We start from the raw sequence: 25,107 nt of genomic DNA, 5'->3' as shown, positions 1-25,107 counted from the left end.
TAGACCCATGTTTGAAGCGTTGCTTGCCGTCCATATCGTCATCGCCGTAGCCCTGGTGGTGCTCGTGCTGCTGAACCAGGGAAAGGGCGCTGACATGGGAGCCGCCTTCGGCAGCGGTGCGTCGAGCACCGTATTCGGCTCGCGCGGGGCAGCAACCTTCATGACCAAGCTGATTGCGACCTTGGGGACAACCTTCTTCCTCACCAGTCTCGGGCTCGCGGTGATTGCCGCCCAGGGGGTTGGTGGCGGTGCCTCGGTGATCGGCGATGACGAGGGCGTGCTGGAGAGCGACGACGAGGAAGAGACCGACCCCGAGGCGCCGGCGGCCCCGGATATGCCGGCTGACGAGGATGCCCCGGCACCGGAAGCCCCTGGCGAGCCGGTGGGGCCGGAGGCGCCTGGGGAGGGGGAAGGAGAAGAGTAGCCGGTTTCCGCGATCACGGGATTGATTCGCGGGATAAGGATTGCTATCATCTTTCCCGCGTTAGGGCAGGGTAAACGCCCGCGCAACAACGTCTACGTGCCGAAGTGGTGGAACTGGTAGACACGCCGTCTTGAGGGGGCGGTGGCGAAAGCCGTGCCGGTTCGAGTCCGGCCTTCGGCACCATTTATCTCTCCTTACCCTCCGCGCCCCTGCGCGATCCCTCCCCATCCCGAAGCCTTACGCTTGGTCACGCTGGCGGCCGGGATTGATATCCCGCAACCGTCACGATCGTTTCTCGGCACCATAACGTCTTTATAATCAGCAAGTTACGAAACGCGCTGAGTTGACACGGAGACAGAGCGCTCCGTAAACTCCAGCGATGTTCGACACGGGGGTTGGGGCTTGCGCCGGCCTCGTGTTGCCACCAGCGGAGCGGCGAACGATGCTAGAGAATTACCTTCCGGTTCTGCTCTTCATTGTCGTCGGGCTCGTCTTCGGCGTCCTGCCTCTGGCTGCCGGGTTCGTGCTCGGTCCTCGGCGTGAAGATCCGGAAAAGCAGTCGCCTTACGAGTGCGGCTTCGAGGCCTTTGAGGACTCGCGCATGAAGTTCGATGTGCGCTACTACCTCGTCGCCATTCTGTTCATCCTCTTCGATCTCGAGATCGCCTTTCTCTTCCCTTGGGCGGTTGTGTTGGACGATATAGGCCTGTTCGGCATCTTGGCCATGGGCCTGTTCGTTGGACTTCTTGTGATCGGTTTGCTCTACGAGTGGCGTAAAGGGGCGCTGGAATGGGAGTAGAAGGCATCCTAGAGCGGGGGTACGTGACCACCTCCGCCGATAAGTTGATCAACTGGGCGCGGACCGGTTCGCTTTGGCCCATGACCTTCGGTCTGGCCTGCTGTGCGGTCGAGATGATGCACACTGCGGCGGGTCGATACGACATGGACCGCAATGGCCTGATCTTCCGGCCCAGCCCCCGACAGTCCGACGTAATGATCGTGGCGGGCACACTCTGTAACAAGATGGCCCCGGCCCTGCGTAAGGTCTACGACCAGATGCCCGAGCCGAAATGGGTGATCTCCATGGGCTCGTGCGCCAACGGTGGGGGATACTACCACTACTCCTACTCGGTCACCCGGGGCTGTGACCGCATCGTCCCCGTAGACATCTACGTACCCGGCTGTCCGCCGACGGCCGAGGCGCTCTACTACGGCATTCTGCAGCTGCAGAACAAGATCCGCCGGACCAACACCATCGCACGTTGAGGGAAAGTCATGGCTGAGCCCGAGAGCCTCTTAGAGCAGCTCCGCGGCCATTTCGGTGGCCGTTTGACCGATTGCTGGCTCGAGCGCGGCGAGGTGACGGCAGACGTCCGGCCTGCCGACCTGCTGGCGGTCATGACCGAACTGCGAGACGGTGCCGAGTGGCGCTTCGAGCAGCTTTCCGATGTTGCCGGGGTTGATTACGCGGCTTACGGCCAGGACGAGTGGATCACCGAGTCGGCGACCGGCACGGGCTTCAGCCGCGGCGTTACGGAGCCGGGCTTCGGGCGCTTGGGCCTGACCGGCATCTACGGTGTGCAGTCGATCGAGGAGCAGACCGGTCGGCGCTTCGCGGCGGTCTATCAGCTGCTGTCGCTGACCCACAACCACCGTCTACGCGTGCGCTGCTTCGCCGAAGACGACGACCTCCCGGTCCTGCCGTCGGTAACCGGCATCTGGCCCTGCGCCAACTGGGCCGAGCGGGAGGCCTTCGACCTCTACGGCATTGTTTTCGAAGGCCATCCGGACCTGCGCCGCATCCTGACCGATTACGGCTTCGTGGGTCATCCGTTCCGTAAGGACTTCCCGCTGATCGGCAACGTCGAGCCGCGCTACGACCCCGAAAAAGGCCGTGTGGTCTACGGCCCGGTGGAGATCGAGCCGCGGGTGCTGGTGCCGCGGGTCATCCGTGAAGACAACCGCTATGCCGCACCGCAGAAGGCGGAAGGCACGGAGGGACAAGCCGATGGCTGAGTTCCAGAGCTACACCCTGAACTTCGGCCCGCAGCACCCGGCCGCCCACGGGGTGTTGCGCTTGGTGCTGGAGATGGAGGGGGAGGCGGTGCGCCGTGCCGACCCCCACATCGGTTTGCTGCACCGGGCCACCGAAAAGCTGGCCGAGTCCAAGCCTTACAACCAGTCCATCGGCTACATGGACCGGCTCGACTACGTCTCGATGATGTGCAACGAGCACGGCTACGTGCGCGCCATCGAGAAGCTTTTGGGGATCGAGCCGCCGCTGCGGGCGCAGTACATCCGCACGATGATGGACGAGGTCACCCGCATCCTGAATCACTTGATGTGGTTGGGCGGGCACGGCCTCGACGTCGGTGCCATGACCGCGTTCCTGTACACCTTCCGCGAGCGGGAAGACCTCATGGATGTCTACGAGGCGGTCTCCGGCGCGCGGATGCACGCGACCTACTACCGGCCCGGCGGGGTGCACCGGGATCTCCCGGATCAGATGCCGAAGTACGAGCCCTCGGCCTACCGCAGCGACAAAGAGCTGCGCGAGATGAACCGCGCCCGGGAGGGTTCGGTGCTCGACTTCCTGGACGATTTTTGCGAGCGCTTCCCGGCCTGCGTGGATGAGTACGAGACGCTGCTGACTGAGAACCGGATCTGGAAGCAGCGGCTGGTGGACATCTGCCCGGTCTCCGCCGAGCGCGCCGTGGAGCTCGGGTTCACGGGTCCCCTGCTGCGCGGTTCCGGGGTGGCTTGGGACCTGCGCAAAAAGCAACCCTACGCTGCCTACGACCGGGTCGATTTCGACATCCCGGTCGGCGTCAACGGCGACTCCTACGACCGCTACCTGGTGCGCGTCGAGGAGATGCGCCAGTCGGTGCGCATCATCAAGCAGTGCGTGGATTGGCTGCGAGCCAACCCGGGTCCGGTGCGTATCGACGATCCCAAGGTCACGCCGCCGACCCGGGAAGAGATGAAGGACGACATGGAGTCCCTCATCCATCACTTCAAGCTCTTTACCGAGGGGTACTGCACGCCCCCCGGCGAGGTGTACGCGGCGGTCGAGGCGCCGAAGGGCGAGTTCGGGGTCTACTTGATCTCGGACGGTGCCAACAAGCCGTACCGGCTCAAGGTTCGGCCGCCGTGCTATTACCACTTGGCGGCTACCGACGAGATGATTCGCGGCTACATGTTGGCCGATGTGGTGACCTTGATCGGCTCGCTGGATGTGGTCTTCGGGGAGGTGGACCGGTGACGGAGCGGACGGTGGAAGCAGAGATCCTGAACGCGGATCAGCGCCGGCGTATCGATCATTGGCTGGCCAAGTATCCCGATGACGAACAGGGCCGGGCATCGGCCATCATTCCGGCGCTGCATATCCTGCAGGACGACAACGGCGGCTGGCTGGAGCGCAGCCACGTGGCGGCGGCGGCGGACTATATCGGCATGCCCCGGGCCAGCGCCTTCGAGGTGGCGACCTTCTATTCCATGTTCCACCTCGATGAGCCGGTGGGACGACACAAGGTGAATTTCTGCACCAACATCTCGTGCTGCCTCAACGGCGCCGACGAGCTGGTGGCGTACGCCGAGGAAAAGCTCGGCATCCGTTTGGGTGAGACCACGCCGGACGGGCGCATCACGCTGGTGCGCGAAGAGGAGTGCCTGGCCGCCTGTACGCGGGCGCCGATGATGGTCGTCGACGGGCACTACTACACCCATCTGACCCGCGAGCGGATCGACGAGATCCTCGACGGGCTGAGCTGAGCCGCAGGGCGCGGAGGGGTCATGGTCAACCAAGTTTGTTATACGACCCTGGGCTATGACGAGCCGTGGAGCCTGGAGACCTACCGCAAGGTAGGTGGTTACAGGGCCCTCGAGCGCGTGCTGCGCACGCCCATGTCGCCCCAGGAGGTCGTCGACGAGGTCAAGCAGAGCGCCCTGCGCGGGCGCGGTGGCGCCGGTTTCCCGCCCGGGATCAAGTGGGGGTTCATGCCACGCGACCGTGCCGGGCAGAAGTACCTGATCTGTAACTCCGACGAATCGGAGCCGGGGACCTGCAAGGATCACGACATCCTGCGCTTCAACCCCCACGCGGTGGTCGAGGGGATGATCATCGCCGGCTATGCCATGGGGGCGACCGTCGGGTACAACTATCTGCGCGGCGAGTTCCACCACGAGCCCTTCGAGCGCATGGAACAGGCCGTCGCCGAGGCCCGCAAGGCCGGCTACCTGGGGCGGGATATCCTCGGCTCCGGGTTCGATTTCGAGCTGCACAACCACTACGGCGCCGGCGCCTACATCTGCGGCGAGGAGTCGGCGCTGATGGAGTCGCTCGAGGGCAAGAAAGGCCAGCCTCGCTACAAGCCGCCGTTCCCGGCGCAAGTCGGTATCTACGGGAAGCCGACGACGATCAACAACACCGAGACCCTTGCCTCGGTGCCGGCGGTGATCCGCAACGGGGCCGAGTGGTTCCTCAACCTCGGCAAGCCCAATAACGGTGGCGAGAAGATCTTCTCGGTCTCCGGGCACGTGGCGTGTCCGGGCAACTACGAGATCCCCATGGGCACGCCCTTCCGCGAGCTGCTGGAGATGGCCGGCGGCGTGCGGGCGGGCCATCGGCTCAAGGCGGTGATCCCGGGGGGGAGTTCCACGCCGGTGGTGCCCGGCGAGACGATGCTCGAGACCGATATGGACTACGACAGCATCGCTGCTGCTGGCTCGATGCTCGGTTCCGGCGCCGTCGTCGTGATAGACGAGACCACGGATATGGTGCGCATTCTCGCCCGGATCACGCGCTTCTATTACGCCGAGTCGTGCGGGCAGTGTACGCCGTGTCGTGAGGGCACGGGCTGGCTGTACCGCGCGGTCCAGCGGATCTACGAGGGCCGTGGTACCTACGACGACCTGCGCATGCTCGAAGAGGTGCCGGGACAGATCGCCGGGCACACCATCTGCGCCTTCGGCGAAGCGGCGGCCACGCCTGTGCAGAGTTTCATTCAGCATTTCCGGCACGAGTTCGAACACTACATCGAGCACGGTCGATCCCCGGTGGAGGCGGCGGCATGAGTGCGAACGAGGAGACGGTCACCATCGAGGTCGATGGCTGCTCCATCGAGGCCCGCAAGGGCGAGATGCTGATTCAGGCCACCGACCGTCATGGGATCCACATCCCGCGGTTCTGCTATCACAAGCACCTCTCCGTGGTGGCCAACTGCCGGATGTGCCTGGTCGAGGTCGAGAAGGCGCCCAAGCCGCTGCCGGCCTGCGCGACCTCGGTGGCCGACGGCATGGTGGTGCGCACTGCGTCGGAAACGGCCATCAAGGCGCAGCGCGGCGTCATGGAGTTCCTGCTGATCAACCACCCGCTCGATTGCCCGATCTGTGATCAGGGCGGCGAGTGCGAACTGCAGGACCTCTCCATGGGGTATGGCCGCGGTATTTCACGCTTCACCGAGGGCAAGCGGGCGGTGGCCGACGAAGACCTCGGGCCGCTGGTTGCTACCGAGATGACGCGTTGCATCCACTGCACGCGCTGCGTCCGTTTCCTCGACGAGGTCGCCGGGCAGAAGGAGCTCGGTGGTATGGGCCGTGGGGAGCACACCGAGATCTCGACGTATGTCGAATCCGGCCTGAACTCGGAGCTCTCGGCCAATGTGGTCGATGTTTGCCCGGTGGGGGCGCTGACCAATAAGCCGTTTCGCTTCCGCGCCCGCCCCTGGGAGTTGCTCAGCTTCCCGGCGGTCTCTCCTCACGACGGGGTGGGGTCGAATCTGGCCCTGCACACCCTGCGGGGACGGATCCAGCGCGTCGTGCCGCGTGAGAACGAGGCCGTCAACGAGACGTGGATCGCTGACCGCGACCGCTTCGCCATCGAGGGGGTTGAGCACGCCGATCGGCTCGAACGGCCCATGCTCAAGCGCGACGGCCGTTGGCACGAGGTGCCCTGGGAGACCGCCCTGGATCGCGCCGCGGGCGCCCTGCAGGGCGTCGTCCAGCGCCACGGGACCGATGCGCTCGGTGGACTGCTGGCGCCGAGCGCGACCCTGGAGGAGCTCTATCTGGCCGCGCGCCTGCTGCGTGGGCTGGGCAGCGGCAACGTCGACCACCGCCTGCGCGAGGTGGACACCTCCGACCAGGAGCAGGCGCCGCCCTTCCCGTATCTGGGGCAGAGCATCGCCGAGCTGGAGCAGGTGGACGCCGCGCTGCTGGTTGGCGCGTACACCCGACACGAGCAGCCACTGATCCATCACCGCCTGCGCAAGGCGGCCCGGGCGGGCGCTCAGGTCATGGCCCTCAACCCCCGGCGCTTCGACTGGAACCTGCCGCTGGCTGTGGAGCGGGCCGTGGCGCCGGCGCAGCTGGTCGCCGAGCTCGGTGCCGTGGCGGCGGCCCTGGCCGAGGGGTCAGGGCGTGCGCTGCCGGAGGGGCTGGCCGAGGTGGCCGGCCCGGTGACCGACTCCGCCCGGGAGGTTGCGCGCCGGCTGGCTGCGGCCGAGCGGCCCACGGTCCTGCTCGGCAGCCTGGCGAACAGCCATCCACAGGGTGCAGCGCTGCGGGCATTGGGCGGTTGCATCGCGGAGCTGGCCAACGGTCGTCTGGGGGTCCTCGCCGAGGCTGGCAATACCGCCGGCGGCTGGGTCGCCGGCGCGGTGCCGCACCGTGAGGCCGGCGGTGCGCCGGCACGACCGGCGGGGCGCAGTGCCGACGGCATGCTGCGCGCCGGCCTCAAGGGTTATCTCTTGTTGAATGTGGAGCCGACCCGCGACCTGTGGGATCCGCAAGCCGCCCGGCAGGCGATGGAGCAAGCCGAGGAGGTGGTGGCGGTGACCGCCTTCGCGGATGAACAACTGCGCGCCCAGGCCGACGTCCTGCTGCCGATGGGGGCATTCGGCGAGAGCGCCGGCACCTACGTCAACAACGAAGGCCGCTGGCAAAGTTGCCGCGGGGTCGCCGAGCCTCAGGGTGAGGCACGGCCCGGCTGGCGAATCCTGCGTGCCCTGGGCACGGTTTTGGGGCTGGAGCGTTTCGAGTACAACGACATCGCCGACGTATACGGCGAGCTCGCCGGTCTGTGTCGGGATCTGGAGCCTGGCTCCCGGTATCCGGCCAGGGCGGTGACCGCTCCGGCGTCCCCTGGGCAGGGTCTGGCGCTGGCCGGTGGGGTGCCGATCTATGCCGGCGACCCGCTGGTGCGCCGTTCCTTGCCGCTGCAGCAGGCACCGATCGCCGGTCGAGCCGAGGTGGTGCTGGCTGCGCAGACGGCCGCCGAACTCGGGTTTTCCGAGGCGCAGCCGCGCTGCGTCCGGGTGCGTTCGGACAGCGGGGTGGCGGAATTGCCGCTGGTCGTCGACGACGCCGTGCCGGCAGGCGTGGCCTGGATCCCCGCCGGGCTGGATGAGCGCGCGGCGCTCGGCGGCCCGTACGGGACCGTCTCGCTGGAAGCGCTCTAGGCCGCAGGGCCGCAGAAAAGGACGATCGAGGGCATGTACGAGACACTCTTCTGGCAGTTCGCCAAGATCTGGGCCGTCCTGATCCCGCTGTTCCTGGCCGTGGCCTATTTCACCTACGTCGAGCGGCGGGTGATTGGCCACATGCAGGATCGCCGCGGGCCTAACCGCGTCGGCCCCCGCGGGTTGCTGCAGCCCATTGCCGATGCGCTGAAGCTCCTGTTCAAAGAGATCACCATCCCCACCTACGCCAGCCGGACGCTGTTCCTGATCGCACCGGCGATGGCCATCATGCCGGCGCTGGCGGCCTGGGCGGTGATCCCCTTCGATGATGGCCTGGTGGTTGCGGACATCAATGCGGGGCTGCTCTACATCCTGGCGATGACCTCGCTGGGCGTGTACGGATTGATCATCGCCGGTTGGGCTTCCAACTCCAAGTACGCCCTGCTCGGTACGCTGCGGGCCTCGGCTCAGGTCGTCTCCTATGAGATCGCGATGGGTTTCGCGTTGGTGGGCGTGCTGATCGCTGCCGGGACTATGAACCTGAGCGGCATCGTCCATGCCCAGGCTGGCCCTTTTTGGGAGTGGTTCTGGCTGCCGTTGTTGCCCCTGTTCCTGATCTACTGGATCTCGGGCGTGGCCGAGACCAACCGGGCACCGTTCGACATCGCCGAGGGTGAGTCGGAGATCGTCGCCGGGTTCCACGTGGAGTACTCGGGGATGGCCTTTGCGGTCTTTTTCCTGGCCGAGTACGCCAACATGCTGTTGATCTCGTTCCTGGCGGCGACCCTGTTCCTGGGCGGTTGGCACTCACCCTTCGAGGGGCTGCCGGTCCTCGGGCCGGCCTTTGACTGGGTCCCCGGGATCGTGTGGCTGTTCGCGAAGGCCGCTTTCTTCGCCTTCTGCTATCTGTGGTTCCGCGCTACCTTCCCGCGCTACCGCTACGACCAGCTCATGCGGCTGGGCTGGAAGGTTCTGATCCCGGGCACCGTGGTGTGGCTGGTGGTGCTGACTGGCCTGGTCTACGGCGGCGTCGGTCCTTGGTTCTGATGGGGGTACGGTCATGAGACCGCTGAACGACTATCTGAACAGCTTCCTGTTCACGGAGCTGCTGCGCGGGCTGCGGCTGACTGCGCGCCACATGGTATTCCGGCGCAGTATCACGCTGGAGTTCCCGGAGGAGCGGGCGCCGAAGTCGCCGCGATTCCGGGGGCACCTCGCCCTGCGCCGCTACCCCAACGGCGAGGAGCGCTGCATCGCCTGCAAGCTCTGCGAGGCGGTGTGCCCGGCGCTGGCGATCACCATTGATTCGCACCAGCGCGCCGACGGCACGCGGCGAACCACTCGCTACGACATCGACATGTTCAAGTGCATCTACTGCGGCTTCTGCGAGGAGTCGTGCCCGGTGGACTCCATCGTCCTGACCCGGCTCGACACCTTCCACATGGAGCGTCGTGACGAGCGGGTCGCCGATAAGCAGAAGTTGCTGGCCATGGGTGACAAGTACGAGAGCCAGCTGGCGGCCGATCGCGCCGCCGATGCGCCCTACCGGTAATGGGAGCCTCGGGCTTATGGAACAGGTGATCTTCTACATCTTCGCCGGGGTGCTGCTGTTCGCAGCGACCATGGTGATCTCGGTGCGCAACCCGGTCCACGCGGCGTTGTTCCTGGTGCTCGCGTTCTTCAACGCCGCGGTGATCTGGGTACTTGCCGGTGCCGAATTCCTGGGGATCGCGCTGGTGCTCGTCTACGTCGGCGCGGTGATGGTGCTCTTCCTCTTCGTGCTGATGATGCTCGATATCAACATCGCCCCGATGCGCGAGGGGTTCACGCGGTACCTCCCGGTGGGGGCCCTGGTCGCAGTGCTGATGGCCGCGCAGCTGGTGGCGGTCATCGTCTCGGAGCGGGCGGATCTGATCAGCGGCACGATCCCCGAGCCGGCGGCAGACGTGAACAACATCCAGGCCATCGGTGGGGTGCTGTACACGGTCTACGTCTACCCGTTCGAGATCGCGGCGGTGATCCTGCTGCTGGCCATCGTCGCCGCGATCACCCTGACGCTGCGCCGGCGCGAGGGGACGCATAAGCAGGACGTGTCCCGGCAGCTGTCGGTGAAGAAGGACGACCGCCTGCGTCTGGTGCGCATGAAGTCCTCGCGGCGGCAGGACCATAGGCAGAACTAAGGGCCCGAAGCCGGGCAAACGACTAGCGAAGGCAAGCGGGAAGGCCCAATGATCGAGCTGTCCGATTTCCTGATCCTGGGGGCGTTGCTGTTCTCCCTCGGCGTGGCAGGCATCTTCCTCAACCGGAAGAACGTGATCCTGCTGTTGATGTGCATCGAGCTGATCCTGCTCGCCGTCAACATCAACTTCATCGGCTTCTCCGCCTATCTGGAGGATATGGCCGGGCAGATCTTCGTCTTCTTCATCCTCACGGTGGCGGCGGCGGAGGCGGCCATCGGTCTGGCCATCGTCGTGGTCCTGTTCCGTTCACGCGGTGACATCAACGTCGCCGCCATGGATGCGATGAAGGGGTAAGCCATGGAGACGGTCCTCTACGCCATCGTCCTCTTCCCGCTGGCCGCGGCTGCCATCGCCGGCCTGGCCGGCGGCTGGGTCGGCCGTGCCGGCGCCCACTGGGTGACCATTCTCGGTGTCGCCATCTCCTGTGCCCTGTCGTTCTGGGTGCTCTACGGCCTGATCTGGGGCGACCTGGAGCCGGTGGACTTCACCGTCTACACGTGGGCCTCGGTGGGCGACCTGAGCTTCGAGATCGGCTTCCTGGTCGACCGGCTCACCGCGGTGATGATGGCCACCGTGACCTTTGTCGCGCTGATGGTTCATATCTACACCATCGGCTACATGCACGACGACCCAGGCTATCAGCGGTTTTTCAGCTACATCGCGCTGTTCACCTTCGCCATGCTGATGCTGGTCATGGCGAACAACCTGCTGCAGCTGTTCTTTGCCTGGGAGGCCGTCGGCCTGGTCTCGTACCTGCTGATCGGCTTCTGGTACACCCGCGAGAGCGCCATCTTCGCCAACCTCAAGGCGTTCCTGGTTAATCGTGTGGGCGACCTGGGGCTGCTGCTGGGGATCGCCGTGCTCGCCGGGGCCTTCGGTACGCTCCACTACGGCGAGATCTTCGCGGCGGTGGAAGCCGATCCCGGCCGGACGCTGAACCTCTTCGGCGCCGCCGAGTGGAGCCTGGTGACGGTCGCCGCGCTGCTGATCTTCATCGGCTGCATGGGCAAGTCGGCCCAGGTCCCGCTCCACGTGTGGCTGCCCGACTCCATGGAGGGCCCGACGCCCATCTCGGCCCTAATCCACGCCGCCACCATGGTGACCGCCGGCATCTTCCTGGTCGCCCGCATGTCGCCGGTCTTCGAGCTGTCCACCGTGGCGCTGACCGTGGTCCTGGTGGTCGGTGCGCTGACGGCCTTCTTCATGGGGCTGATCGGCCTGGTGCAGAACGACATCAAGCGGGTCATCGCCTATTCGACGCTCTCGCAACTCGGCTACATGGTCGCCGCCTTGGGCGTCTCGGCCTACGCCGCCGGTGTCTTCCATCTGTTCACCCACGCCTTCTTCAAGGCGCTGCTCTTCCTCGGTGCCGGGTCGGTCATCATCGCCCTGCATCACGAGCAGGACATGCGCAAGATGGGGGGGCTGGCCAAGTACATGCCGGTGACCTATGTCGCCATGCTGCTCGGCACCCTGGCGCTGATCGGCATCCCGGGCTTCTCCGGTTTCTTCTCCAAGGACGCCATCATCGAGGCCGTGGGGTACTCCGCCGGGGGCTGGGCGACCTTCGCCTACTGGTTGCTGGTGCTCGGCGTCTTCGTCACTGCGCTCTACAGTTTCCGGCTGCTGTTCATGGTCTTTCACGGCGAGGAGCGCATGGACGAGCACGCCCGCAAGCATCTGCATGAGAGCCCACTGGTGGTTACCGTACCGCTGGTGTTGCTGGCTGTGCCCTCGGTGCTGATCGGCCTGTTCACCTTCGGGCCGATGGTCATGGGCGATTTCTTCTACGCCGATGGCTCGATCCGCGTGCTCGCCGAACAGACCGGGCTGGACCGCCTGGCCGAAGGATATAACGGCGTGCTGGGCTTCATGGCCCACGCGCTGGTGACACCGGTGCTCTACCTGGTGCTGGCCGGGGTCTTCGTCGCCTGGCTGCTCTACCTGCGCCGCCCCGACCTGCGGGCACAGGTGGTGGCGCCCCTGCGGCCGCTGGAGCGGGTGCTCGAGCACAAGTACGGGTTCGACTGGCTCTATATCCGCGGCTTCACGGATGGCGGTCGGGCGTTCGCCGGCCTGCTGTCGAAGGCCGGGGATCGCTGGCTGATCGACGGGCTGCTGGTCAACGGTACGGCCCGTTTGATCGGTCGTATCGCCGCCGGGGCGCGGTACTCGCAGACCGGGTACCTGTACCACTACGCCTTCGTCATGGTCATCGGCGTGCTGCTGCTGATCTCATTCTTCGTTGTGCGAACGCTGTTCGCCTAGTGCGCGGCTTCGGGACGGACGCGCAAGAACGCAGGGGAAGAACGGATGTTCGACGGTTGGTTGCTTAGCCTGATTATCTGGCTGCCGATCCTCGGCGGTGCCGCGGTGCTGGCGGTGGGCCGGCGCTCGGAGGTGGCGGTCCGGGAATTGGCCACCGGTGTGGCGGGGCTGACATTCCTGTTCAGCCTGGTCCTCTGGTTCGCCTTCGAGCCCGGGGGCGGCATGCAGTTCGTGGAGAAGCGCGACTGGGTGCCGACCTTCGACATCCATTACCACCTCGGTGTGGACGGGATCTCGATGCCGCTGGTGGTGCTGACCGCCTTTGCAACGCTGCTGGTGGTGATCGCCGGACGCAGCGGCATCACCTACCGGCCGGCGCAGTACATGGGCGCCTTCCTGGTCATGGAAGGGTTGATGATCGGCGTCTTCGCCGCGCTGGACGCCATCCTCTTCTACGTCTTCTGGGAGGCGATGCTGGTGCCGATGTTCCTGCTCATCGGCATGTGGGGCGGCGCCAACCGCATCTACGCGACCATCAAGTTCTTCCTCTACACCTTCCTCGGCTCCGTGCTGATGCTCATCGCCTTCCTGTACCTGCGCTGGGAGGCGGGCAGCTTCGGTGTGCTCGACTTCCACGGCCTGAGCATCGGGCTGGAGGCGCAGATCCTGATCTTCCTGGCGCTGCTGGCGGCTTTCGCCGTCAAGGTGCCCATGTGGCCGGTGCACACCTGGCTGCCGGACGCGCACACCGAGGCGCCGACCGGGGGTTCGGTGATCCTGGCGGCGATCACCCTGAAGATGGGGGCCTACGGGTTCCTGCGCTTTGCGCTGCCCATCGCACCGGAAGCGAGCCAGGAGCTGGCCTGGCTGGTCATTGCCATGTCGCTGATCGCCATCGTCTACATCGGTCTGGTGGCGATGGTGCAGGAAGACATGAAGCGGCTGATCGCCTACTCGTCGATCGCCCACATGGGCTTCGCCACCCTTGGGTTCTTCGTGATCTTCCAGGCCGGGTTGGGTGCCGAGGCAGGGGACGGTGCGCTGATGGCGATGACCGGCGGCTACGTCCAGCTCATCTCCCACGGTTTCATCTCGGCGGCGCTGTTCCTCTGCGTCGGGGTGCTCTACGACCGGATGCACACCCGGAATATTGCCGACTACGGCGGGGTGATCAACCGCATGCCGATCTTCGGCGCCCTGTTCGTGGTCTTTGCCATGGCCAACGCGGGCCTCCCGGGGACGTCGGGCTTTGTCGGCGAGTTCCTGGTCATCCTCGGCAGCTACCAGGCCAGTTTCTGGTACGCCGCCATCGCTGGTCTGACCCTGATCGTGGGGGCTGCCTACTCGCTGTGGCTGGTCAAGCGGGTGGTGTTCGGGCCGGTGGCCAATGAGCGGGTGGCGGCTCTGAACGACCTCGACCGGCGCGAGTTCCTGCTGCTTGGCGTGCTCGCGGTGCTGGTGATCGGTGTCGGCGTCTACCCGCAGGCGCTGGTCGCCGTGGCGGAGCCGACCCTGGTCGAGTTGTTGAACGACGTCTCTGCAGCGCTCCCGGCTGCCCGGTAAGGAAGGAGAGGCAATGAGCTTCGAGACGCCCGATTTCTCCCTGGCGCTGCCGGAAATCTGGTTGCTGGCGGCCACCTGCGGTGTGCTGGTGGTGGACCTCTTCTCCAGCGATCCCCGGCGTAGCGCGACCTTTTACCTGACCCAGGGAGCGCTGCTGGTCACCGCAGTGCTGGCCCTGAGTACCCAGTGGGGCGTGAACGAGGTGACCTTCTCGGGCCACTACATGGCCGATTCGCTGGGTGCCGTGGTGAAGGCCTCCGTAGCGCTCTTGTCGGTGCTCGCCCTGGCCTATACGCGGCCCTACCTGGGGGACCGCGGCCTGCTCCAGGGGGAGTTCTACCTGCTGGCGCTGTTCGCCAACCTGGGCATGCTGGTGATCGCCTCCGGGGGGAGTCTGCTGAGCCTTTACCTCGGCCTGGAGCTGCTGTCGCTGGCGCTCTACGCGCTGGTGGCCTACCACCGTGATTCGCGCCAGGCGGCCGAGGCGGCGATGAAATATTTCGTCCTCGGTTCGCTGGCCTCGGGGATCCTGCTCTACGGCATGTCGATGGTCTACGGCGCCACGGCGAGCCTGGAGCTGTCGGTGATCGCCGAGGTGGCCGGCCGTCACTCCGATCCGCTGATGTTGCTCTTCGGCGTGGTGTTCATGCTGGTGGGCGTGGCCTTCAAGCTCGGGGCCGCGCCGTTCCACGCCTGGGTGCCGGACGTCTATCAGGGCGCCCCGACGCCGGTGACGCTGTTCCTGAGCACCGCGCCCAAGGTTGCGGCGGTGGCGCTGTTCATGCGCCTGCTCGTTGACGGGCTGGGGCCGATGCACGAGCAGCTCGAGCCGATGCTGATGATCCTGGCCGTCGCCTCGCTGTTGGTTGGCAACCTGATCGCCATCGTGCAGACCAACTTCAAGCGCATGCTGGCCTATTCGGCCATCGCCCACGCCGGCTTCATCATGGTTGGGTTCACGGCCGGGACGGATGCCGGTCATGCGGCGGCCCTGTTCTACACAATCGCCTACAGCATCATGGCGGCCGGCGCCTTCGGGATGATTACGGTGTTGGCGCGCTCCGGTTTCGAGGCCGAGGAGATTGCCGATCTGCGCGGGCTCAATGAGCGCCACCCGGTCTACGCCGGCGTGCTGTTGCTGGTGCTGGTGTCGATGACGGGCATCCCCGGTACCGTGGGCTTCTACGCGAAATACCTGGTCCTCCAGGCCGCCGTCGAGGCGGGCCATATCCCGCTGGCGATCTTTGCCGTGGTGGCGGCCGTGGTGGGCGCCTTCTACTACCTGCGGGTTCTCAAGGTCGTCTACTTCGACCGCCCGGAGGCCGAGGTGGATGCGGATACGCTGCCGGCTCCCGGCGCCTCCTCGGCGATCCGCAGCCTCGTGGTGGTCAACGGCGTCGCGGTCCTGGTGCTGGGGATCTTCCCGGAGCGCCTGATCGCGCTGTGCCAGGCGGCTTTGGGCCTTTAGGGGGCCGGGGAGGAGTGGGGGCGCAGCGGCTTGATGTTTGCATAGGGTCCCCGTATAATCCCCTTTAACAGTTGCGGGGTGGAGCAGTCTGGTAGCTCGTCGGGCTCATAACCCGAAGGTCGCAGGTTCAAATCCTGCCCCCGCTACCAACACCGAGAAGGCGGCCGCTGGCCGCCTTTTTTATGCGCGCCTGAGTGGCAGGCGCTGCTGGTCCTACGGCGGGGCGCGCTTTTTTGTCCCCGGGCGCGTGTGTATAATCGCTCGCTGAAGCTGCGAGGGCGGTTGGGCTCGCAGGCTCTTTGGATACGCCCGCCGTCGGTTCGCCGACGGGCGGACTCGGGGGAGGGCCTTGGGCCCTCTTTTTGTTTGTGGTGCCGGATGTCACAGATCCAGACGCTTCACTCGTTACTAGAGCCGACGGTCACCGGGCTGGGCTACGAGCTGGTCGGTGTCGAGCTGACCGGGGCCAAGGGCAATCGCACGCTGCGGGTCTATATCGATACGCCTGCGGGCATTCGCCTGGAGGATTGCGAAGCGGTCAGCCACCAGGTCAGCGGGTTGCTGGACGTCGAGGACCCGATCGAGGGGGCCTACAACCTGGAGGTCTCTTCGCCGGGGCTGGACCGGCCGATCTTCAAGTCGGCAGATTACGACCGCTTCAGCGGCGAGCGGATCAAGCTGCGCCTGCTGGAGCTCTACGAGGGGCGTCGCCGGGTCAAGGGCGTCCTGCTGGGACTGGATGGTGAATTCGTGCGGGTGCGCGATGTCGACGGGGTCGAGCTGCGCATCCCCCTGGAGCTGATCGACCGGGCGCGGCTGGATCTCGAGCCGTGAAGGGCGTCGGCCGCAGCAGAACAGCGGAGTCGGAGGCATGAGTAAAGAAATCCTGTTGGTCGTGGAGGCCACCTCCAATGAGAAGGGTGTGGACCGGGAGGTGATCTTCGAGGCCATTGAGGCGGCCCTGGCCTCGGCCACGCGCAAGCGCCATCTGGAGGACATCGACGCCCGCGTTGCGGTCGATCGGCAGAGTGGCGATTACGCCACCTATCGGCGCTGGGAGGTGGTCCCCGACGAAGAGTCGGTGGAGGAGCCGCAGCGCCAGATCAGCCTGGAGCGTGCCCGGGAGCGTGATGAGAACGCCGAAGTGGGCGGGTATGTCGAGGAGCCCATCGAATCGGTCGACTTCGGCCGCATCGCCGCGCAGACTGCCAAGCAGGTCATCGTGCAGAAGGTGCGCGAGGCCGAGCGGGCGCAGATCGTTGACGCTTACCAGCACCGTATCGGCGAGTTGGTCAACGGCTCGGTCAAGCGTATGGAGCGCGGTAGCGCCATCATCGATCTGGGCGAGAACACCGAGGCTCTAGTCTCCCGCGAAGATCTGATCCCGCGGGAGGCTGTGCGACCCAACGACCGTATTCGCGGCTACCTGCGTGACGTCCGCTCAGAGCCGCGGGGGCCGCAACTGTTCGTCAGCCGCACGGCCAATGAGTTTCTGGTCGAGCTCTTCAAGATCGAGGTGCCCGAAGTCGGCCAGGGGTTGATCGAGATCCTGGGCGCCGCCCGCGATCCGGGGATGCGCGCCAAGATCTCGGTGCGGGCTCTGGATCCGCGCATCGATCCGGTCGGGGCCTGCGTGGGTATGCGCGGCTCGCGCGTGCAGGCAGTCTCCAACGAGCTCAGCGGCGAGCGGATCGATATTATCCCCTGGGATGAGAACCCGGCTCAGTTTGTCATCAACGCGTTGGCGCCGGCCGAGGTCGAGTCCATCGTGGTCGATGAGGACCGCGGTGCCATGGATGTCGCCGTCGCCGAGGAGCAACTCTCCCAGGCGATCGGTCGTGGTGGGCAGAACGTGCGGCTGGCCAGCGAGCTCACCGGCTGGGAACTCAACGTGATGACGGCCGAGGAGGCCGAGGCGAAGAGCGAGCGCGAAGCCGGTGAGCTGGTGCAGTTGTTCGTCGAGCACCTCGACGTCGATGAAGATGTTGCCGGCGTGCTGGTCCAGGAAGGCTTTTCCAGCATCGAGGAGGTGGCCTACGTGCCCACCGCCGAGCTGCTGGAGATCGAGGAGTTCGACGAGGACATCGTCGAGGCCCTGCGCAGTCGCGCCCGGGATGTGCTCCTGGCCCAGGCGATTGCCGAGGAGGCCAACGAGAACCAGCCCAGCGAGGAGCTGCTGGCCCTTGAGGGGATGGATGAGCAGACGGCGAAAGCCCTGGCCGAGCGCGGTGTCGCCACGGTCGAGGACCTGGCCGATCAGTCCGTGGACGACCTGATGGAGGTCGAAGGCATGGACGAGGATCGGGCCGGACAGCTGATCATGAAGGCCCGCGAGCCGTGGTTCGCAGCCAGTGAGGGCGGCGAGCGCGCCGACTGATAAAGAGGGGTCACGACGAGGTCTCTGACTTGGGCCGCGTCCGGAGAGTGTTATATGGCGGAAACGACGGTTAAAGAATTTGCGCAGACGGTAGGGATCCCCGTGGAGCGGCTCCAGGCACAGCTGGAGGCGGCGGGGCTCGGTCGGCGCGACGACGGTGCAGCGCTCTCGGCGGAGGACAAGGCGACGCTGCTTGCGCACCTGCGGCAGGGCAGTCCTGAGCAAGAAGAGGAAGGGGGGGGGTCTGACGGGTCTCCCAAGAAGATCACCCTTAAGCGGCGCAGCCACAGTCAGCTGAAGATGCCGGCCGGTCGCGATGCGGGGAGCCGCGGCCCACGGCAGACGCGGACCGTCAATGTCGAGGTCCGCAAGCGGCGTACCTACGTCAAGCGCAGCGACATCGAGGCCGAGGAAAAGCGCAAGCAGGAAGAGGCCGAAGAGGCCGCCGCACAGCTCGAGCGCGCCCTGGAGCAGGAAGAGGCCAAGCGGGAAGAGGATGCCGCCGAGGCCCAGCGCGCCGGCGATACGGCCGTAACCGGCGGGGACGAGGCCGAGCAGGCGCCGAGCGAAGAGGCTGCGCCGGCCGAGGAGGCCGAGCCGAGCGCCGCGGACGCGGAGGCCGTCGAGGAGTCCGGCGTCGAAGTGCAGGCCGCGGAGCCGGAGGAGACGGCTGCCGATGAGACCGCTCGCGCCCAGGCCGAGGCGCTCAAGGAGAAGCCCAAGAGCCAGCAGGACGAAGCCAAGAAGCGTGAAGAGGAGCGCGAACGCAAGCGTGCCGAGCTCGAAGCCAAGCGTGAGCGCGAAGCCGAGGAGCGTGCCCAGCGCAAGCAGGAGGCCAAGCCGAAGAAGAAGAAGGCAGAGCAGCCTGCTGGTGGCCGAGGCGCGGGCGCCCGGCGTGGTGGCAAGAAGCGCGGGGGCGGTACCGCGGCCAAGCAGCTGCAGCAGGAGTTTGAGCGGCCGACGGCGCCGGTGGTCCGTGAGGTCGAGATCCCCGAGACGATCACTGTGGCGGAACTCGCCGACCGCATGAGCGTCAAGGCTGCCGCCCTGATCAAGGAGATGATGAAACAGGGCGTGATGGCCACGATCAACCAGGCCATCGACCAGGAGACCGCCGCGATCCTCGTCGAGGAGATGGGTCACAAGCCCAAGCTCCAGCGCGATGATGATGTCGAGGAGGAGCTGCTGCGTCAGGGCGAACAGCCCGAGGGCGAGCAGATCGGCCGTGCGCCGGTGGTGACCGTCATGGGCCACGTCGACCACGGCAAGACTTCGCTGCTCGACTACATCCGCCGCGCCAAGGTGGCTTCGGGCGAGGCCGGCGGCATCACGCAGCACATCGGCGCTTATCGCGTCGAGGGGGAGAACGGCAGCGCGACCTTCCTCGATACGCCCGGTCACCAGGCCTTCACGGCCATGCGGGCCCGGGGCGCGCAGATGACCGACATCGTCGTGCTGGTGGTGGCCGCCGACGACGGTGTCATGCCGCAGACCAAGGAGGCGGTCGAGCACGCCCGCGCCGCCGAGGTCCCGATCGTCGTGGCGGTGAACAAGATGGACAAGGAGGACGCGGACCCCAACCGCGTCAAGCAGGAACTCTCGCAGATGGAGGTCATCCCGGAGGAGTGGGGTGGCGACGTCCAGTTCGTCCACGTCTCGGCCATGACCGGTGAAGGCATGGACGAGCTGATCGAGGCCATTGTCCTGCAGGCCGAGCTCCAGGAGCTGAAGGCCGTCAAGGATTGCCCGGCGCGCGGGGTCGTGCTGGAGTCGAGCCTGGACAAGGGCCGTGGCCCGGTGGCCACGGTGCTGGTGCAGAACGGTTACCTGCATCGCGGCGACACGGTCATCTCCGGCACCGAGTTCGGTCGCGTACGCGCCTTGGTCGATGAGCACGGCAAGCGCGTTAACGAAGCCGGTCCGTCGACCCCGGTGGAGGTTTTGGGCCTCTCCGGCCTGCCGGATGCCGGTGACGACATCATGGTCGTCGAGGACGAGCGCAAGGCGCGCGAAGTGGCCGAGAGCCGCTCCGAGCGTCAGCGCGAGAAGCGTCTGGCGCAGCAGCAGGCCGCCCGGATGGAGAACCTCTTCTCGCAGATGAAGGAGGATGAGGTCTCCACCATCAACCTGCTGGTCAAGGCCGATGTCCACGGCTCCGCAGAGGCGCTGCGACAGTCGCTGGAAGACCTCTCTCACGAGGAGGTGCGGGTGCGCGTGGTCTCCTCCGGTGTTGGCGCCATCACCGAGTCCGACGTCAACCTGGCGCTGGCCTCTGAGGCGATCATGATCGGGTTCAACGTCCGAGCCGACGCCGCGGCCAAGCGCATGGTCCAGGAGCATGGGGTCGACCTGCACTACTACAGTGTCATCTACGACGCCATTGAGCAGGTCAAGAACGCCATCTCCGGTATGCTTGAGCCGACCCTTGAGGAGCACATCCTGGGCACCGCGGAGGTCCGCGAGGTCTTCCGCTCGTCGAAGCTCGGCCAGGTGGCGGGCTGCCTGGTCGTCGATGGCGTGGTTCGCCGCCGCAACCCGATCCGGGTTCTGCGTGACAGCGTGGTGATCTACGAGGGCGAGCTGGAGTCCCTGCGGCGCTTCAAGGACGACGTCAACGAAGTGCGCGCCGGCACCGAGTGCGGTATCGGCGTGAAGAACTACAACGACGTTCGTGCCGGCGACCAGATCGAGTGCTACGAGCGGGTCGAGGTGCAGCGGAGCCTGTAACGCGCATATGGCCAAGGACTATCCGCGCAGCCGGCGCATCGCCGAGCAGCTCCGTCGTGAGCTGGCCGAGGTCATCCGAGACGATGTCGACGACCCGCGCGTCGGGTCGGTGACCATCTCGGAGGTGCAGGTCAGTCGCGACCTGGCGCACGCCACCGTGTACGTCACCGTACTCGGCGCCGAGGCGGCCGAGGCGCAGGCCGGGATCGATATCCTGAACAAGGCCCACGGCTTCCTGCGCAGCCAGGTGGCGCGGCGCATCCGCGCCAAGCGCACGCCCAGTCTGCGCTTCCTGCACGACACCGCCTTCGATCGCGGTGCGCGGCTGAGTGCCCTGATCGACGAGGTGGCGCCGCCGCCGGCAGACGACGAACCGAGCAAGGAGTAGAAGGCGAATGGCGAAGAGGCGGGGTGGGCGCAACGTCACCGGCGTGCTGTTGTTCGACAAGCCGGCTGGCGTGACCTCCAATAAGGCCCTGCAACAGGTTAAGCGGCTCTTCGGGGCGCGCAAGGCTGGGCACACGGGCAGTCTCGATCCGCTGGCTACCGGCCTGCTGCCGATCTGCTTCGGCGATGCAACCAAGGTATCCGGGTTCCTGCTCGATGCGGACAAACGGTACGTGGTGACCTGCAAGCTCGGGGTGGCCACAGACACCGGCGACGCGGAGGGCACGGAACGCGATCGTGCCGAGGTCCCCGCGCTGGACGAGGAGGCGGTCGAACGAGGTCTGACCGGGTTTCGCGGCCCCATCGACCAGCTGCCGCCCATGTACTCGGCCATCAAGCACCAGGGCCAGCGACTCTACGACCTGGCGCGCCAGGGGGTGGAGGTCGAGCGCGAACCCCGCCGGGTTGAGATCTACGACCTGCAGCTGGTGGCGGTTCGTGGGGATGAGCTGGAGCTGTCGGTGCACTGCTCCAAAGGCACCTACATCCGTACACTGGCCGAGGACATCGCCCAGGCGCTGGGGACCGTGGGACACGTGTGCGCGCTGCGCAGGCTCGGGCTGGGGCCGTACCAGGATCCGGCGATGTGGACCGAAGAGATGCTCGCCGCGCGGGCGGAGCAGGGGCGCGAGGCGCTGGATGCCACACTGCTGCCGATGGACTCGGCCCTCCAGCAGTACACCGGCGTCGAGCTTGCCGACGATCTCGCCTACTTTGTCGTCCAGGGGCAGCCGGTCTTTGTGCCCAAGGCGCCCAGCGAGGGTTGGCTGCGGCTCTACGATCGCGGCGGCAACTTCCTGGGCATGGGGCAGGCCCTGGATGACGGGCGCATCGGGCCCAAGCGCCTGGTGGCGCGCCGCTGAACGGGGGCGGTGCTGCGCAAGCCCCCGCCGCCGGGTGGCAAATTCTTGTTCCCTTGCCCCCGCGAGGGCTACACTAGCTGCCTTTATTGACAGGCCGAAATCGAACGTACAGGTCAGGAGTCGTACATGTCGCTGAATGCTGAGCAAAAATCGGAGATCGTCGAGCAATTCCGGCGTTCCCCCTCAGATACCGGATCGCCCGAAGTGCAGATCGCGCTGCTCTCGGCTCGAATCCAGCACCTCACCGAGCACTTCTCGGTGCACAAGCAGGATCACCACTCCCGGCAGGGTCTGCTGAAGCTGGTCAGTCAGCGCCGCAAGCTGCTCGATTACCTCAAGCGCAAGGATCGGGGCCGTTATCAGGACGTCATCGAGCGTCTCGGCATTCGCAAGTAAGCGCAAGGGGTAAACAACGATGAGCGAGAGCCAGCTATCCCTGACCCCGGTCAAGCGGAGTTTTCAGTTCGGTCAGCACCAGGTGACCCTGGAGACCGGGGGCGTGGCCCGTCAGGCCGATGGCGCCGTCCTGGTCGATATGGCGGACACGGTGGTTCTGGTCACCGTGGTCGGCAGGAAGGACCCGGCGGCGGCACGCGATTTCCTGCCGCTGACGGTCAATTATCAGGAGCGCACCTACGCTGCGGGGCGTATCCCCGGTGGCTTCTTCAAGCGGGAGGGCCGGCCCTCCGAGAAGGAGACCCTGACCTGCCGCCTGATCGACCGGCCGATCCGGCCCCTGTTCCCCGAGGGGTTCCGCCAGGAGGTCCAGGTGATCGCCACGGTGCTCTCGCTCAACGATGAGGTGGATGCCGACATTCCGGCGATGATCGGGACCTCGGCGGCGCTGGCGTTGTCCGGCATTCCGTTCGAGGGGCCCATCGGTGCCTGCCGGGTTGGTCACCTCGACGGCGAGTTCGTACTCAACCCGACCTTCAGTCAGACGGCGGAGTCGGATCTGGATCTGGTCGTGGCCGGCACCCAGGATGCGGTCCTGATGGTCGAGTCCGAGGCCAATCTGCTGCCGGAGAGCACGATGCTCGACGCCGTGCTCTACGGGCACGAGCAGATGCAGGTGGCCATCGATACCATCAACGATCTGGCCGCTGAGGCGGGCAAGCCGCGTTGGGACTGGCAGCCGCCGGCGAAGAACGAGTCGCTGGACTCGGCGGTGGCAGAGCTGGTGCGTTCGGACCTCGAGGCCGCTTACCAGATCGCCGACAAGCAGGAGCGCAGTGAGCGGGTTGGCGCCCTGCGCGACAAGGCGGTGGAGGCGCTGGCCGACGAGGAGCGTGAAGGCTGGGGCGCCGGCGATGTCGGAGAGGCGTTCAAGACGCTCGAGAAGAAGATCGTCCGGGGCCGGATTCTGGCCGGTCATCCCCGCATCGATGGCCGCGACAACCAGACGGTGCGCCCGCTCAACGTGCAGGCCGGTGTCCTGCCGCGGACCCACGGCTCGGCGATCTTCACCCGCGGCGAGACCCAGGCGATCGTGGTCAGCACGCTCGGTACAGGCCGGGATGCTCAGGTCATCGATGCGCTGGAGGGCGAGCGGCGCGAGCCGTTTATGCTGCACTACAACTTCCCGCCGTACTGCGTGGGCGAGACTGGCTTCATCGGCACGCCGAAGCGGCGCGAAATCGGCCACGGCAAGCTGGCCAAGCGCGGTGTTGAAGCGGTGATGCCCTCCGACGAGGAGTTCCCCTACGTGATTCGCGTGGTCTCGGAGGTCACGGAGTCCAACGGGTCGTCTTCGATGGCCACCGTCTGTGGCACCAGTCTGTCGCTGATGGATGCCGGCGTGCCGCTGAAGGCTCAGGTGGCTGGTATCGCCATGGGCCTGATCAAGGAAGGCGACGAGTTCGCCGTGCTCACCGACATCCTTGGCGACGAGGACCACCTCGGTGACATGGACTTCAAGGTTGCCGGTAGCAAGGATGGTGTCACTGCGCTGCAGATGGACATCAAGATCGACGGGATCACCCGGGAGATCATGGAACAGGCCCTGGATCAGGCGCGCTCCGGCCGGCTGCATATCCTCGAGCAGATGAATCAGGTGATCGACAAGCCGCGCGAGCAGATGTCCGAGTACGCCCCGCGGCTGCTGACCATGAGGATTGACCCGGAGCGTATCCGGGACGTGATCGGCAAGGGCGGTGCGACCATCCGTGGGCTGACCGAGGAGACCGGTACCAACATCGACATCAGCGACGAGGGCGTGGTGACCATCGCCTCGGCGGACAAGGCGGCCGCCGAAGAGGCGAAGAAGCGCATCGAGCTGCTGACCGCCGATGTCGAGGTGGGCAAGGTCTACGATGGCAAGGTTGCGAAGCTCATGGACTTCGGCGCCTTCGTCAACATCCTGCCCGGTCGGGATGGCTTGGTGCATATCTCGCAGATCTCCAACAACCGGGTCGAGAACGTCGCCGACGAGCTTTCGGAGGGCGACTCGGTCCGGGTCAAGGTGCTCGAGGTCGATCGTCAGGGCCGGATCCGGCTGTCGATGAAGGCCGTCGAAGAGGAGTAACGGCCGCCGGACCACTGCAATCGCTGCGGTGTCGGCTTGCTGCCGGCGCCGCGGCGGCTACCCTGAAGGGGGTGCCGACCGATCGTCGGGAGGTTGCGGTGGTTGAAGCCAAGCTAAGAGACGCGGAGCACGCCGCGTTGCTCGTCGTCGACGTCCAGCCGGACTTTATGCCCGGCGGTGCGTTGCCGACCCAGGGCGGCGACGAAGTGGTCCCCCCCATTGCCCGCCTGCTGGAGCGGGCGCCCAGCCGCTACGTGGTGGCGACCCAGGACTGGCACCCACCGGGGCACATCTCCTTTGCCTCCAGCCATCCAGGGTGTTCCCCCTTCGAGGTGATCGAGCTCCACGGCGTCGACCAGGTGCTCTGGCCCGATCACTGTGTCCAGGAGACCCGCGGTGCAGCCCTGCACGACGGGGTCCCATGGCGCCATGCAGACCTCATCCTGCGTAAGGCCACCGATCCGCTGGTCGACTCGTACAGCGCGTTCCGCGAGAACTTCGCCCCGGATGGACGGCGGCCGTCGACGGGTCTGACCGGCTACCTGCGCGAACTCGGTGTCGAGCAGCTCTACGTCTGCGGCCTGGCGAGGGACTACTGCGCACTGTGGAGCGCGGAGGACGGGGCCCAGGCGGGCTTCGGGGTGCACTTCCTGTGGGATCTGACCCGTCCTGTGGATGCCAGCAACGACGCCTCGGTGCAGCGGACGCTGCAGGCGGCCGGGGTGGAGATCGTCACCGGGGTGCCCTGA

At 66.2% G+C, this 25,107-nt stretch carries 23 protein-coding genes and 2 tRNA genes; all 25 read left to right on the top strand.

Translation table 11 applies throughout. From position 1 onward, the window contains the following. Positions 1-7 precede the first annotated feature (7 nt). A complete protein-coding gene (gene secG / locus HHAL_RS08905; protein ID WP_011814552.1) occupies positions 8-424 on the top strand; it encodes a preprotein translocase subunit SecG in 417 nt (138 codons plus the stop codon). Between the two features lie 98 nt (positions 425-522). Further along, positions 523-607, top strand: a tRNA-Leu gene (locus tag HHAL_RS08900). A gap of 259 nt (positions 608-866) precedes the next feature. Next, positions 867-1,223, top strand: coding sequence for an NADH-quinone oxidoreductase subunit A (locus HHAL_RS08895; RefSeq protein WP_011814551.1), 357 nt, complete (start codon positions 867-869; stop codon positions 1,221-1,223). After that, positions 1,214-1,690 carry a NuoB/complex I 20 kDa subunit family protein gene (locus HHAL_RS08890; RefSeq protein WP_011814550.1) on the top strand — a complete coding sequence of 159 codons (477 nt, stop codon included), beginning with the start codon at positions 1,214-1,216 and terminating at the stop codon, positions 1,688-1,690. Before HHAL_RS08895 ends, HHAL_RS08890 begins: the two co-directional genes overlap by 10 nt. 9 nt (positions 1,691-1,699) lie before the next feature. Then, positions 1,700-2,440, top strand: a complete 741-nt coding sequence (locus tag HHAL_RS08885) for an NADH-quinone oxidoreductase subunit C (protein WP_011814549.1) — start codon at positions 1,700-1,702, stop codon at positions 2,438-2,440. Further along, positions 2,433-3,686 (top strand): NADH-quinone oxidoreductase subunit D, encoded by a 1,254-nt coding sequence (locus HHAL_RS08880; protein WP_011814548.1) that lies wholly within the window; start codon positions 2,433-2,435, stop codon positions 3,684-3,686. The genes HHAL_RS08885 and HHAL_RS08880 overlap by 8 nt, the downstream gene beginning before the upstream one ends. 11 nt (positions 3,687-3,697) lie before the next feature. After that, a complete protein-coding gene (locus HHAL_RS08875) occupies positions 3,698-4,195 on the top strand; it encodes an NADH-quinone oxidoreductase subunit NuoE family protein (RefSeq protein WP_244857303.1) in 498 nt (165 codons plus the stop codon). A gap of 21 nt (positions 4,196-4,216) precedes the next feature. After that, entirely contained in the window at positions 4,217-5,497 is a 1,281-nt protein-coding gene (gene nuoF, locus HHAL_RS08870; RefSeq protein ID WP_011814546.1) for an NADH-quinone oxidoreductase subunit NuoF, read from the top strand. After that, a complete protein-coding gene (gene nuoG, locus HHAL_RS08865; RefSeq protein ID WP_011814545.1) occupies positions 5,494-7,881 on the top strand; it encodes an NADH-quinone oxidoreductase subunit NuoG in 2,388 nt (795 codons plus the stop codon). The genes nuoF and nuoG overlap by 4 nt, the downstream gene beginning before the upstream one ends. 33 nt (positions 7,882-7,914) lie before the next feature. After that, a complete protein-coding gene (nuoH, locus tag HHAL_RS08860) occupies positions 7,915-8,928 on the top strand; it encodes an NADH-quinone oxidoreductase subunit NuoH (protein ID WP_011814544.1) in 1,014 nt (337 codons plus the stop codon). A gap of 13 nt (positions 8,929-8,941) precedes the next feature. Next, on the top strand, positions 8,942-9,433 hold the full coding sequence (gene nuoI / locus HHAL_RS08855; RefSeq protein WP_011814543.1) for an NADH-quinone oxidoreductase subunit NuoI: 492 nt from the start codon (positions 8,942-8,944) through the stop codon (positions 9,431-9,433). Positions 9,434-9,449: 16 nt separating this feature from the next. Beyond that, positions 9,450-10,061 carry an NADH-quinone oxidoreductase subunit J gene (locus HHAL_RS08850; protein ID WP_011814542.1) on the top strand — a complete coding sequence of 204 codons (612 nt, stop codon included), beginning with the start codon at positions 9,450-9,452 and terminating at the stop codon, positions 10,059-10,061. Positions 10,062-10,109: 48 nt separating this feature from the next. Continuing rightward, complete coding sequence (gene nuoK, locus HHAL_RS08845) at positions 10,110-10,415, top strand: NADH-quinone oxidoreductase subunit NuoK (protein ID WP_011814541.1); 306 nt, start codon at positions 10,110-10,112, stop codon at positions 10,413-10,415. 3 nt (positions 10,416-10,418) lie between these two features. Then, positions 10,419-12,389 (top strand): NADH-quinone oxidoreductase subunit L, encoded by a 1,971-nt coding sequence (gene nuoL / locus HHAL_RS08840; protein WP_011814540.1) that lies wholly within the window; start codon positions 10,419-10,421, stop codon positions 12,387-12,389. Between the two features lie 45 nt (positions 12,390-12,434). Beyond that, the gene (locus tag HHAL_RS08835; protein ID WP_011814539.1) at positions 12,435-13,952 is read left to right on the top strand and encodes an NADH-quinone oxidoreductase subunit M; all 1,518 of its coding nucleotides are present in this window, start codon (positions 12,435-12,437) and stop codon (positions 13,950-13,952) included. A 13-nt stretch (positions 13,953-13,965) separates the two neighbouring features. Then, a complete protein-coding gene (gene nuoN / locus HHAL_RS08830) occupies positions 13,966-15,420 on the top strand; it encodes an NADH-quinone oxidoreductase subunit NuoN (RefSeq protein ID WP_011814538.1) in 1,455 nt (484 codons plus the stop codon). Positions 15,421-15,492: 72 nt separating this feature from the next. Further along, positions 15,493-15,569: transfer RNA gene (locus tag HHAL_RS08825), tRNA-Met, on the top strand. 229 nt (positions 15,570-15,798) lie between these two features. Beyond that, complete coding sequence (rimP, locus tag HHAL_RS08820) at positions 15,799-16,254, top strand: ribosome maturation factor RimP (RefSeq protein WP_011814537.1); 456 nt, start codon at positions 15,799-15,801, stop codon at positions 16,252-16,254. A gap of 37 nt (positions 16,255-16,291) precedes the next feature. Then, positions 16,292-17,797, top strand: coding sequence for a transcription termination factor NusA (nusA, locus tag HHAL_RS08815; RefSeq protein WP_011814536.1), 1,506 nt, complete (start codon positions 16,292-16,294; stop codon positions 17,795-17,797). Positions 17,798-17,851: 54 nt separating this feature from the next. Continuing rightward, the gene (gene infB / locus HHAL_RS08810) at positions 17,852-20,524 is read left to right on the top strand and encodes a translation initiation factor IF-2 (RefSeq protein ID WP_011814535.1); all 2,673 of its coding nucleotides are present in this window, start codon (positions 17,852-17,854) and stop codon (positions 20,522-20,524) included. Between the two features lie 7 nt (positions 20,525-20,531). After that, a complete protein-coding gene (gene rbfA, locus HHAL_RS08805; RefSeq protein WP_011814534.1) occupies positions 20,532-20,912 on the top strand; it encodes a 30S ribosome-binding factor RbfA in 381 nt (126 codons plus the stop codon). Between the two features lie 7 nt (positions 20,913-20,919). Beyond that, on the top strand, positions 20,920-21,834 hold the full coding sequence (gene truB, locus HHAL_RS08800; protein WP_011814533.1) for a tRNA pseudouridine(55) synthase TruB: 915 nt from the start codon (positions 20,920-20,922) through the stop codon (positions 21,832-21,834). Between the two features lie 126 nt (positions 21,835-21,960). After that, entirely contained in the window at positions 21,961-22,230 is a 270-nt protein-coding gene (gene rpsO, locus HHAL_RS08795; protein WP_011814532.1) for a 30S ribosomal protein S15, read from the top strand. Between the two features lie 40 nt (positions 22,231-22,270). Beyond that, positions 22,271-24,358, top strand: coding sequence for a polyribonucleotide nucleotidyltransferase (gene pnp, locus HHAL_RS08790; RefSeq protein ID WP_187147895.1), 2,088 nt, complete (start codon positions 22,271-22,273; stop codon positions 24,356-24,358). A gap of 98 nt (positions 24,359-24,456) precedes the next feature. Continuing rightward, entirely contained in the window at positions 24,457-25,107 is a 651-nt protein-coding gene (locus HHAL_RS08785) for a nicotinamidase (RefSeq protein WP_011814530.1), read from the top strand.

The sequence above is a fragment of the Halorhodospira halophila SL1 genome (assembly GCF_000015585.1).
In the GTDB taxonomy this organism is placed as follows: domain Bacteria; phylum Pseudomonadota; class Gammaproteobacteria; order Nitrococcales; family Halorhodospiraceae; genus Halorhodospira; species Halorhodospira halophila.
This window is presented reverse-complemented; position numbering and strand designations above follow the sequence as displayed.